General features: G+C 57.4%; 8 protein-coding genes and 2 pseudogenes. 3 read left to right on the top strand and 7 right to left on the bottom strand.

Translation table 11 applies throughout. The features are described from left to right. Positions 1–447 precede the first annotated feature (447 nt). Positions 448–2,379 carry a molecular chaperone HtpG gene (htpG, locus tag EXR36_07035; GenBank protein MSQ59392.1) on the bottom strand — a complete coding sequence of 644 codons (1,932 nt, stop codon included), beginning with the start codon at positions 2,377–2,379 and terminating at the stop codon, positions 448–450. An 83-nt stretch (positions 2,380–2,462) separates the two neighbouring features. Between htpG and EXR36_07030 the strand changes: the two genes are divergently transcribed. Together EXR36_07030 and EXR36_07025 are read left to right on the top strand one after the other, a co-directional pair. After that, entirely contained in the window at positions 2,463–3,563 is a 1,101-nt protein-coding gene (locus EXR36_07030) for a sorbosone dehydrogenase family protein (GenBank protein ID MSQ59391.1), read from the top strand. Positions 3,564–3,693: 130 nt separating this feature from the next. Beyond that, positions 3,694–5,655 (top strand): EAL domain-containing protein, encoded by a 1,962-nt coding sequence (locus tag EXR36_07025; GenBank protein MSQ59390.1) that lies wholly within the window; start codon positions 3,694–3,696, stop codon positions 5,653–5,655. 38 nt (positions 5,656–5,693) lie between these two features. On the opposite strand, the gene EXR36_07020 is transcribed toward EXR36_07025, so the two are convergent. The 4 genes from EXR36_07020 to EXR36_07005 are packed head-to-tail and all read right to left on the bottom strand — an operon-like array spanning position 5,694 to position 8,764. Continuing rightward, positions 5,694–6,605, bottom strand: coding sequence for a M48 family metallopeptidase (locus tag EXR36_07020; GenBank protein ID MSQ59389.1), 912 nt, complete (start codon positions 6,603–6,605; stop codon positions 5,694–5,696). Positions 6,606–6,639: 34 nt separating this feature from the next. Continuing rightward, positions 6,640–7,563 carry a DUF898 family protein gene (locus EXR36_07015; protein ID MSQ59388.1) on the bottom strand — a complete coding sequence of 308 codons (924 nt, stop codon included), beginning with the start codon at positions 7,561–7,563 and terminating at the stop codon, positions 6,640–6,642. 15 nt (positions 7,564–7,578) lie between these two features. Then, positions 7,579–7,971 (bottom strand): DUF898 family protein, encoded by a 393-nt coding sequence (locus EXR36_07010; protein ID MSQ59387.1) that lies wholly within the window; start codon positions 7,969–7,971, stop codon positions 7,579–7,581. Positions 7,972–8,020: 49 nt separating this feature from the next. Next, a complete protein-coding gene (locus EXR36_07005) occupies positions 8,021–8,764 on the bottom strand; it encodes an alanyl-tRNA editing protein (GenBank protein ID MSQ59386.1) in 744 nt (247 codons plus the stop codon). Positions 8,765–9,673: 909 nt separating this feature from the next. On the opposite strand from EXR36_07005, the pseudogene EXR36_07000 reads away from it, so the two are divergent. Next, positions 9,674–10,516: pseudogene (locus EXR36_07000) on the top strand (site-specific DNA-methyltransferase). Here the strand turns inward: EXR36_07000 and EXR36_06995 are convergent. After that, positions 10,505–11,130, bottom strand: a pseudogene (locus tag EXR36_06995) (hypothetical protein). The pseudogenes EXR36_07000 and EXR36_06995 sit on opposite strands and share 12 nt — an antisense overlap. 153 nt (positions 11,131–11,283) lie before the next feature. Then, on the bottom strand, positions 11,284–11,835 hold the full coding sequence (locus EXR36_06990; protein ID MSQ59385.1) for an NUDIX hydrolase: 552 nt from the start codon (positions 11,833–11,835) through the stop codon (positions 11,284–11,286). Positions 11,836–11,840: the final 5 nt, after the last annotated feature.

Genomic DNA, 11,840 nt, shown 5'->3' with positions numbered 1-11,840 from the left:
TCAACAGCCAAAGCCAAACCCACAACCTTAAAACCCCATAAGCGTAGAACCGAATACCCACACCCATGGCAAACCGCTGGTTTGCTTTTCCCCCCTTATGCCGCGCCGAGCAGCTCGGCGGGCTCGCGGGGTTTCGCCGAGGACTGTTCTACGGCCGCGCATGCTTCTCGCGCGGACTAGTTCCGCAGGCGCCGCGAGTCCGGCAGGCAGCGCAGGAGAAAAGCGGCATCAGGGTGCCATTCTTTTTGGTTACTTTTTCTTGGGCACGCAAGAAAAAGTGACCAGACGCCGGGCTGCCCACGGCTAACAACATCGAATAAAGCTATGAGTGAGGATATACAGATAAGCACGCACGACCCAAATCGTGCGCTCTTCCCAAAGCGCGCTCGCAATCATCGCCGACCCACAAAGCTTAAGTAAGTGCCATTTGGACCCCAACCCTTCAGGTCAGCTATTCGGCGTCCATATCCGAGACCCCGTTCCGGCCAAGGCCAGCATCAATCCGTTAAGGCGTTTCACGAAAGTCCCGGGATCCTCCAATTGCCCACCTTCGGCCAAAAGCGCTTGATCGAAGAGAATATGACTCCAGTCGGTAAAGCGGCTCTCGTCGGATTCATACTTGAGCCCTTGCACCACCGGATGCTTGGGATTGATCTCCAGGATCGGTTTACTGCCGGGCACTTTTTGGCCCGCGGCTTTGAGCATGCGCTCCAGGTTCGTGCTCATGCCAAATTGGTCCGACACCAGGCAGGCGGGGGAATCGGTGAGGCGGTGGGTGACTCGCACTTCCTTGACGCTTTCGCCCAGGACGCCTTTGATCTTTTCGGTGAGATCCTTATAGTCGGTGGCGTCTTTCTCCTGTTCTTTTTTCTCTTGCTCGTCCGCGAGTTTCCCGAGATCGAGATCGCCCTTGGCGACGGACTGAATTTTCTTCCCGCCGAATTCCGCCAGATTGGAGATCACCCATTCGTCCACGCGATCGCTCAGGAGCAACACTTCCAAACCCTTCTTGCGGAATATCTCCAGGTGAGGGCTGTTCTTGGCGGCCGCGAAGGTATCGGCGGTGATGTAATAAATCATCTCCTGGCCTTCCTTCATGCGGCCCACGTAATCGGCCAAGGAGGTCGTCTGATACTCGCTGTCGGTGTGGGTCGAGCTAAAGCGGCACAACTTAGAAATGCGCTCCTTGTTGCCCCATTCCTCTCCTAGGCCTTCCTTGAAAACCCGGCCGAACTCCTTCCAGAACTTGGCGTACTTTTCCTTGTCGTTTTCCGCCAGATCCTCCAGCAGGCCGAGCACCTTCTTCACGGACCCTCCACGAATGGATTCGGCCACCTTCGACTCCTGCAATATCTCGCGCGACACGTTGAGCGGAAGGTCATTGGAATCGATCACGCCACGGACAAAACGCAGGTAGGCGGGCATCAACTGCTCGGCATCGTCCATGATGAAGACGCGGCGCACGTAGAGCTTGATCCCGTGGCGGCGGTCGCGGTCCCACATATCGAAAGGCGCGCGCGCGGGGATGAAAAGAAGCTGGGTGTATTCCTGTTTGCCTTCGACCTTGGCATGCAAGTGCGCCAGCGGCGCTTCTAAATCGTGGGAGACGTGTTTGTAGAATTCCGCGTACTGCTCCTCGGTGACTTCGGATTTCGGCCGCGTCCAGATGGCGGCGGCTTGGTTGGCCTGCTCGTCCTCCTCGGTCACTTCGTTCTGCTTTGTCTCCTCGTTCCATTTCTCCTTCTTCATGAGAATGGGAATGGTGATGTGGTCGGAGTATTTCTTGAGGATGGAGCGCAGGCGGTAGCTATCGGCCAGATCGTGCTCGCCCTCCTTGAGATGCAGCGTGACCTGCGTGCCACGGCTGTCTTTCGTCACGTTTTCGAGGACGTACTCTCCCTGGCCATCGCTTTCCCAGCGCACGGCTTGGTTCGCCTCCGCGCCCGCCCGGCGCGTGGTAAGCGTAACCTTACCGGCCACGATAAAGGAGGAGTAGAACCCCACTCCGAATTGGCCGATCAAATGGGTGTCCTTGGCTTGGTCGCCCGTGAGTTTCTGGAAGAACTCCCGGGTACCAGACTTGGCGATGGTCCCAATGTTTTGGATCACTTCCTCACGCGACATGCCAATGCCGTTGTCGGATACAGTAACGGTATGCGCGGCCTTGTCGTAACTGACGCGGATCTTCAGTTCGGTATCGTTTTCCAGAAGCGCCGCATTGCCAAGTGCTTCGAACCTGAGCTTATCGCAGGCGTCCGAGGCGTTGGATACCAGTTCGCGCAGGAAAATCTCCTTGTTGTTGTACAAGGAGTGAATCATTAAATTGAGGAGTTGCTTGACCTCGGCTTGGAAACCTAGCTTTTCTTGTGTTTCGCTCATCGTTTTCTCTCCCTACGGTAGACCTTCGCGGATTTGGGGCCGAACCCGCCAAATTCAAGGCCCGCCATGAAAGGACATTCCGCATGACGCACATATCGCTTCTCCGCTTGTTAGCCCTGGCGCTGATGACTCTCCCGGTGGCGGGCTGGACCAAAAACCTGCCTCTAAACAGAATCAAGCTGCCACCGGGATTCGAAATCAGCGTCTATGCCGAGGTTCCTGGCGCCCGTTCCATGGCTCTGGGAGCCAATGGGGTGGTGTTCGTGGGCACGCAGCGCGTGGGTAAGGTGTACGCCGTGGTTCCTTCCGCCGCGGGGAACAAGGTGCTCACCATCGCCAGCGTCCTCAACTCACCGAACGGCGTGGCCTACCGCGATGGCAGCCTCTACGTCGCCGATATCGACCGCATTCTGCGCTATGACCGGATCGATTCCCTGCTGGACATGCCGCCTAAGCCCGTGCTGGTCACCGATCGTTTCCCGCGCGAGGGTCATCATGGCTGGAAATTCATTGCCTTCGGGCCCGATGGCAAGCTCTACGTGCCGGTGGGCGGGCCTTGTAACGTGTGCGAGGAGGACCCGGACCGCTATGCGCTGATCTCCAGGATCAACCCCGACGGTTCGGGTTACGAGGTGTTCGCGCGCGGTGTGCGCAATAGCGTGGGATTCGACTGGGATCCGCGAACCAAGGAGCTATGGTTCAACGACCACGGCCGCGACCACATGGGAGACGATCTTCCCTCTTGCGAGCTCAATCACGCGCCCAGGGCCGGGATGCATTTCGGCTTTCCCTATTGCCACCAGGGCGACACGGCCGATCCAGATTTCGGCAAGCGCCGCGCGTGTTCGGAATTCACGCCGCCAGCGCTCAAGCAAGGCGGGCACGTGGCGCCTGACGGGTTGCGCTTCTACACTGGGAAAATGTTTCCCGAGGAATACCACAACGCAATCTTCATCGCCCAGCACGGTTCTTGGAATCGCAGCAAGAAAAGCGGCTATCGTCTCATCGTGGCAACAGCGCGTGAGGGCAAGATCGCAAAGTCCGAAGTGTTCGCTTCGGGTTGGATGGAGAATGAGCAGGTATGGGGACGTCCCGTCGATGTGCTGGTAATGCCCGACGGCGCTTTGCTGGTTTCCGACGATTACGCGGGGGTGGTCTACCACGTTTCCTACCGGCGCCAATGAGAAAGCGCTCTTTACCGGGCGATGGTGTTTGCTTTACCGTTAATATGTAAACGGCATAACACGTGGTATCCCGGCGGTGTCCGCCACGGGCAATGAAGGGAGCAAGATAACTCCCGCAACACAACCAGGGATGAGCGAAGTTCTGGGGCCAAATTCACCGGATGCCGAATATTCCATTCGAGACGCCTCGATCAGGCTCGGAGTACCGGTACAAAAACTACGGCGTTGGGACGCCCAAGGGGTGCTTGTCGCGCGCCGCACGGACGGGGGCCACCGCCGCTATTCCAGCGAGATGATCGAGAGTCTCACCCGCGCTGCTGTCCAGCCTTCGCCGAACGTGCGGGACAAGCCCGCCTCCGAGAAGAAGGCCCTCCAAGACAAGCGCCAAGTCACCCAACTCCTGATCGAAAGCGAGAATCGTTACCGGGATTTGGTGGAAACTTCCCACGACTTGATCTGGACCACGGATACGCAAGGCCGGTTTACTTACTTGAGCAACGCCACGGCAAGTATTTTCGGCCTCGCGGCCCAACAGTTACTGGGCCGTAGCATCTTCGATTTCGAGTCCAGATCCTCCCGGTTTTCCAACCTCCGCTCTTTGTCGGTGCTGCTCGGAAGCGGAGAAATCAAGGACTACGTCGCGTGCGTGATCTCCTCGGATGGCACAGATCGCTGGGTGGGCATCAATGCGCGCCTCACCCGTGATGAGAACGGGCAAATTTACGGTGTCCGCGGCACGGCCAGAAACGTCACGGCGGAACAAGAAGCCGCGCGCACCATCGAGTATTTGGCGACCCACGACGCGCTCACGAGCTTACCCAACCGTGTGAGTTTGCAACGCACACTCGAACAAGCGCTCGCGTCGCGCGACGTGGGCGCCGTGCTTTTCATCGACATCGATCACTTCAAGTACGTCAACGATAACTTTGGCCACCGGGCTGGCGACCATCTCATCGCCGGAGTAAGTGGTGTGTTGAAGGAGGCGGCAAAGGATCATGGCGGCCAAGTCTTTCGCTTGGGCGGCGACGAGTATGCCGTGCATCTTCCCGAAGTCTTGCGCAGCCAGGCCGTGCGCGCGGCGGATCACGTGCTCGAGTCCTTGCGCCACTACCGCTTTCTGGCCCTCGGCCAGCACCGCATGTCGAGCGTCACGGCCTCCATCGGCATTGCCCTTTATCCCTTCCATGGCGTGGACGTCGCCACATTGCTATCCAGCGCGGATCGCGCCATGTACCAAGCGAATGATAGCGGCCGTAACCGCCACTTCCTATACGATCACGATGCTCGCGGCCTGCGCCACACCCAAAACCGCGTGCAGTGGTCAAGCCAGCTGCGCCACGTCTTGGACGATGACCGCATATCGCTCTACTACCAACCGGTCGTGCGGCTGTCCGATTTGCGAGCCATGCACTGCGAAATCCTGCTGCGCATCCACGACGAGGAAGGGGGCATCGTCTTGCCCAGCCAATTCATCGAGCACGCGGAGTCCTTGGGCTTGGTGCAAGAGTTCGACATGCGCGTGGTGCAACGAATACTGGAATACCTGGGAAAATGCGCTGACCGGGGACCGAAATGGCGCTACTTCGTGAATCTCTCCCGCACCAGTATTTCCGATCCGCAGTGGGTGCGAAAGTTTCATCGCATGCTGGAATCGAGTTCCGCCGACGTGAGCCAGTTGGTATTCGAAATCACGGAAACGGCGGCCATGCACGACGTGGATGTGACCGAGCAGTTCATTCGAGAACTCAAGAGCATGGGCTGCCGCTTCGCGCTCGATGACTTCGGCGCGGGATTCAGTTCCTTCTACTACCTGAAACGCTTTGACGTCGATTATCTGAAGATTGACGGCGGATTCGTGCGCGACCTGGCCACGGACGAAGCCAACCGCATCTTAGTGCGCGCGCTGTGCGACGTCGCCGAGGGCCTGAACAAACAAGTCATCGCGGAATGGGTGGAAACCAAGGACGTCATGGACATCCTCAAGGCGATGGGAACCCCCTTCGGCCAAGGGTTCTACTTCAAGACGCCCGCGCCCCTGTGGGAAAACACGCCGGAGAAAATTCCCCTAGAAGGGAACCGAGGCCTTCCTTAAGACCGGTTAATTTCCCAAGGCGCGCATGGGGATGTTTATTATTCGGAATTTTCTAGAGCCGCCTCGATGCGCTCATCCGTTGCAGGATGGGTCGACAAGTAGCCCGGGATTTTCGCCCGCCCGGACCCTGGGTTTTTCTTACCGCTGGTTTGTTCCAACGCCGCCATGGCGGATGCAAAGGCGCGCGGCGAACGGCCCGTTTTTTTGAGCAAGACAAATGCTAAGTTGTCCGATTCGCGCTCGGCCGCGCGCGAGTAGCCCGTATGGGCAAGCATTGCCGGCACGGACGCGGCAAGGCCAGTAATGGCCGTCACGTCTCCATAAATGGCCATTGCCGTCATGGCTGTAATGGAGCTTTGCAGAAGCTGCCGCAGACTGTGGCGGTAGTGCACATGCCCAAGCTCGTGGGCAAGCACGGCGGCGATTTCATCCTTACCAGGCACCGCCGCGACCAGTTCATCGGTAATGATCACCACGCCGCCGGGAAGCGCCAGCGCGTTCGCCCCGATCCAATGACCGGCGCGGTACTCCAGCCGTACTTCTCCGGGCAAGCCAGCCTCTTGGCGCAACGCGGAAAAAGTAGCGGAAATATCTTTTTGTTTCTCCGAGGGCAACTCACTCGGCCCGAACAACGCCTGGTCGAGCGACTTCAGGCTCTGCTCGGCGAGCTGTTTTTCGATGCCAACAGGAATCCGTTGGGCGATCTCGCCCGCCACCCACGGAATCCCATACAGGTATCCGATCGCCATCGATACGGCGATGCCAGCGAGCGCGGCCAGGACAAAGCCCGCGTGCGATTCGAGACGGTGGGCGAGCGTGGCATGACTAGAGAGTTGGAATGTCTCGTCGACCGCTTCATTGTGCTCGCAGACCGCCACGGCACCGCCCGGCAACTCGATGCGCCGGGGCGTGGCGCCTTGCCGAAAGGCCGTCGTAGAAATCAACGGCAAGAGAATGCATGGGCACCGGCTGGTAAACCTCGCCTCACAAGGAGAGATCTATATTGAAGAATTCCCCGAGTTTTTCACCCGTGGCACCCACATTGGCGGCCACTCCCGAGACAAACTGCTCGATGGGCACGGCCGAGACAAGCGCAAGACAGCCGAGGCGGTACCGAACGGAGCGGATCACGACCCAGGGAATCGCGAGACCAAAAGAAACCACGATCGCCAGGAGATTCGTCACGTACAACCAGGCAAGCTTGCGCGCCTTGAGCGTGCTGGAAAATGAAACGGACTCATCAAGGCGTGTCGTGTTGAAGACCAGATTCGCGTTACGAGATTGGAGAAATCCAATCATTACCGGAAACGCGGCGAAATAAATGCACAGGGCACCAAGGATGAGTGCAACGATAGTTCCCGCGCCGCCTTGCTTCGGCATCAACGCAAACGCCATCGCTCCGATCGCCAACGCCGCGCACAGTAGAACGATAAACAACCCAATGGCCAGGAAAAAAATCTTGTAAAAGCTGCCGATAGCGGCCGTGACCGAAAAAGGGCTGGACCCATACTGAGAGTGGTTCACCTGTAAGCGCTTCATCGAACCAAAGACGTAGGGATATATGAGCAGAAAAGCCAGAATCTGCAAACCGAAAATAATGAAGAACCAGACGGGAGGACCGGCATCCTGGCCACGATCCGGCACGGGAACGAAGAATGAAATCGCCAGCACAACACCCATGAGCCCGATCGCCTTGAATACATCCGCATAACCTGCCTGGAAGCGAAACCGGATGTTTCTATAACTGGAGTTGAAGGCGTTGAACGCCATCGAACGAGCGATGAACCAAGGCGAGGCGGCAAACACAAGTAACGCGAGGAACAACGCCAATTGGGGCATGAAATGCGCGACTCCAGAATAGGCTCCAAATAATAACAACGCGATGATGCGGCTCTTGAGTATGGCGATTGGATTTACGTGATATTAGAAATTCGCGTCCGCCACCCACGTGTGTCCGTAAAGATAGCGCTTCTTGCGCGCCTTCGCCCATGCCGAGTAAATCCCCAGCGTGACGATCGTCAGAAACAGGTTGACGATCCATATCCCGAAGAATTCACTTGTTTTGCCCGTGAACCGAAAGGGCCGGGCTTCGGGCGAGGGCGTTGCCGCCGCACCGGCCTTCGGGGGTTGCGGAGTTCCCGCTAGCCTGCGCGCCCAAGCCGGGCGTGATCGTGTGAATGCTGTCGTCCATAGGTTCTCCCTGGCTACTCTTGGTGACCGATCCAAGCCACATTCACTTGGCCATGTGAGCGTGGGTGCAAGTGAATCATGGAAAAGCGCCCCAGCCAGGATATTTCGGCGCGACGGGAGGGACACTTGAGTGCCGCTTTATTAGTCCTGGCCTAAAGTGTTCATCTCTGCCGGCTTAGGTTTGCCCTTGCACCGGCAAGGGAGCGTCAATCAGCGCAATCTCCACCCGCCGGTTGAGCTTTCCCTTCTTTTCTATTTTGGTGATCCAGGCGCGTCCGATCTCGCCCGTGGCGCGCAGATGGCTCCCCCCACAAGCTTGTATATCGATTCCATCGATCTCTACCAGCCGCACGAGCTCTTCTCCGAGCGGCGGCGCCACCTGCAGCGTGCGCACAAGCTCCGGGCGGGCGCGTATCTCGGCGGGAGTTAGGAATTGGAAGTTCAAGCGCGCATTGCGGTCAATGAGTGCTTGCAGTTTTTCGGAGAGCGCCGCTTTATCGAGAATAGATTCGGGAATATCGAAGTCCAAGCGGCCGCTATCCGCCCTCACACTGCCACCGGTAACCGGAAAAGGAATCAGCGAACACAGCAGATGCAGGCAGGTGTGGCAGCGCATGTGCCGGTAGCGCAGATCCCAGTCGATTTCGGCCCTGGTTTCGTCTCCCGCCTTGAGCCTCTCCAACGCGGGTCCGGCCTCAGGCATGTGAATGATCTCCCCGCTCGCACGTTCCCGGATCGTATTCGAGATGCCTATGCGCCCGTGCTCGGTTTCGAGGAATCCGCGATCGCCGGGCTGGCCCCCGCCCAGAGCGTAAAACGGTGTGCGAGCGAGCTGGATCCCGCGCTCATCGGCCTTGATGACACGCGTTTTGGACACCGTTTGGTAGGCATCATCGAGGTAAATCTCAACGGTGCTCATGCATAGTCATCCTTGGGAGGGTGAGATTATGGGACACCGGGAGACCAGGTAACAAGACCTGCTGAGCATCTTGGTGAGTTTCTGCGCCGGCATTCTGAAAACCCGATGCACCGATCAAGATCGGACTGACTTCCAAGGGTCTCGATTCCCTCCCCTGCTTGAGGGCCAACACGTAGGGCGCAATAAGCGTAGCGCATTACGCCGAGCCGTATGCAGATCGCTAGAATACCGCCCTTATGCCCAACTACCGGTGCGCCTGGCATCCCGGTGGAACGTATTTTTTACCTTCAACCTACGGCACGGCAAGAATCTGCTCGTCGAACATATTGAACTGCTGCGGGAATCGGGTCACGCGATACGGCGGCGGCAGCCGTTTCAGATCCACGGCTGGGTAGTGCTGCCGGATCATCTACATTGCGTCATGGAATTGCCGACCGGCGACGCGGATTTTGCGGCGCAATTTAGCGCGATGCGCTGCGCTTATTGTGCCCTACGCGGGCTGGGCCAATGGTTTCAAAGAATTCGCATCCCTCATAAACCGAATGTCGCCCGCTTGGCTGGAAAGCAAATATTGACGTCTAGACGTCTAGACGTCTTAGAGACTAGTATCCAGCGGGTTACTTGATAAAACAGAATGAAATGAGAAGACGACCCGGGGAAGTAAGAGATGCAATTGTCCGCGTTCTAGGATCCAGACCCAAGGGAGCATCAGTGGCAATTATTGCGGGCGAAGTAGCTCAGCTTATTGGCGAAGTTCCACCCTCTTCAATACGTTCGTACCTCAGGCTGAATACTCCGGAGTTATTTGCCCGCTCAGGCCGTGCCCAATACGCGTTGAACGGGCTTGAGTACCTCCAGGAAATTGGGTTAAAGGAGCTTGGCACGCGTTCGGAGCGAATAGGGAACGCCATGATTGTGCACCAAGATTGCCTGAACTGGCTTGAGCGACAGACGCCAAATTCGTTTCACGCTGTCGTGACCGACCCGCCCTATGGGTTAATCGAGTACTCGGAACTTGAGCAGAAAAAACTTCGCGCTGGACGCGGCGTGATCTGGAGAATTCCCCCATCTTTTGATGGCACTAAGCGCTCTCCGCTCCCGAGGTTCACAGTGCTAAAAACGGCGGACTTGGATGCACTGGAGCAATTTTTCGTGGCCTGGGCCGCGCGCCTTCTTCCGACTTTGGTGCCTGGGGCCAATGTCGTTGTTGCGAGTAATCCGCTTCTGTCTTATGTCGTTTCTGGCGCACTTTCACGCGCGGTCCTCGAACGCCGCGGAGAAATTGCCAGATTGGTGATGACTATGCGCGGCGGGGATCGTCCCAAGGATGCACATATTGAGTTCGCCGATGTAAGTGTGATGCCGCGCTCCATGTGGGAGCCATGGCTGGTATTTCGTAAACCTTTGCAGGGGCGTGTGCAAGACAACTTGCGCCGCTGAGGTACGGGAGGATTCCGGCGTGTATCCGCGTCCCGGCCCTTTGGTGATGTAATCGAATCATCCCCAACTCGGGCCACTGAGCGTGCGTTAGCGCCACATCCGAGCTTGAAGCCTCAAGCATTCTTGCGGCAACTCGTTCGCGGCGTTCTGCCACTGGGAAGGGGGATTGTTCTGGACCCGTTCGCAGGAGCTGGCTCTACACTGGCTGCCGCTGAGGCCATTGGCTATGAGAGCATAGGGGCCGAAAAAGACCCCCGCTATTTCAATATCGCCGTTTCCGGGATACATAAGCTTGCTAATTTAAGAATCTAAGCGGCTTGGCAGGTCCCGATAAATCCAAGATCTACGTAACTTGGCGATTCCTTCCGAATGCAGGGTCGCGGTTCGAGTGCCAAGCTCGCCTCTGGCATTCTTGCGGAAGTCATCTGTCGTAACGTGGCCCAAATACACCTCTGTAAACCGTAAAGGCCGCCGCCTCGGTGCCTGCCCTTGCCCTAACGGAGCATCGATTGCGCAGACGAACACACACATCCACTGATCGCGCGCACCGTGCGTATCTACAGCTCCTCCTGCCTTACGCGTTGTCTTGATTTCGACGCCATGTTCTCCCGCTTTGACTGCATTGCCCAGATAACGGCCTCGCATGATCAAGTCGGGATGCCCATTGAAGTATGCGTTTTCGACCAGGACGCGTGAGTGCCTAGCAAGGCTCGCCGTCAACATGTCCGACAAAACGCCTGACATAATCGCAGGCCTCAGCATATCATCGAGCGGCACTAGGCCTTTTCCGGTTAGATGTGTGTTGACGTCGAAGAAAAATCGTAAATATCCTGCATCGCAAGCCTAAAATCCTCTATCCTTAAATCGTAAGGCAATAGGGCGGCTGCGTTGAAAGCAGATGAATTTACCGTATTCCAAGTAACCATCCAATCATGTTACCCGAGGCAGGTATGTACGTGGTTTAGACCTGAACCATCTATAAAATCTCTGAAGTTGATTTGCCTAGAGCGCCAGCGTAATCCTGGCATGCGAGAAACGGATCGTAAGCGCGCACCCCGCCCTCTCCTCCTCCTTACGCCCTACTCCCACTCCCCTCTTCTCATCTTCTCCGCCCACAGCAGCCCGAGCATTGTCTTCGGATCGCCGATCTCCGCACGCTGAACCATCCCAAGGGCCTCATCGAGTGGAACCCGAGCGGTCTCGATGAATTCGCCCTCTTCTCCAGGATGCCCTTCATGGCGCAGGTCGCGCGCGAGAAAGAGTTCGGTCTTTTCGTTCGAGTACCCCACGCACGGATAGAGGGCGCTCATGAAACTCCATTGGCCCGCTACGTAACCGGTCTCTTCCAATAGTTCGCGCTTTGCGGTGTTGAGGGTGTCTTCTCCAGGTTCGATCTTGCCGGCGGGTAACTCCAGCATGTGCGATCGCAAGGGATAGCGGAACTGGCGCTCCAGGAGCACGCTGAAATCCTCGAACAAGGGTAGGATCATCACGGCGCCGGAATGTTCGACGTACTCGCGCCTGGCCTTGGTGCCATCGGGAAGCTGCACGTCATCTTCCTTAACGGTGAGCAAACGGCCGCTATAGACCGTCCGCGTCGCCAGCGTGGACTCGGTGAAGTTTTTCCGCATGAAAA

It is taken from the genome of Betaproteobacteria bacterium (assembly GCA_009693245.1).
Lineage (GTDB): Bacteria > Pseudomonadota > Gammaproteobacteria > Burkholderiales > SHXO01 > SHXO01.
This window is presented reverse-complemented; position numbering and strand designations above follow the sequence as displayed.

Coding starts and splice junctions, on each gene's coding strand:
- htpG (MSQ59392.1), bottom strand. CDS start 2,379: ATGAGCGAAACACAAGAAAAGCTAGGTTTCCAAGCCGAGGTCAAGCAA.
- EXR36_07030 (MSQ59391.1), top strand. CDS start 2,463: ATGACGCACATATCGCTTCTCCGCTTGTTAGCCCTGGCGCTGATGACT.
- EXR36_07025 (MSQ59390.1), top strand. CDS start 3,694: ATGAGCGAAGTTCTGGGGCCAAATTCACCGGATGCCGAATATTCCATT.
- EXR36_07005 (MSQ59386.1), bottom strand. CDS start 8,764: ATGAGCACCGTTGAGATTTACCTCGATGATGCCTACCAAACGGTGTCC.
- EXR36_06990 (MSQ59385.1), bottom strand. CDS start 11,835: ATGCGGAAAAACTTCACCGAGTCCACGCTGGCGACGCGGACGGTCTAT.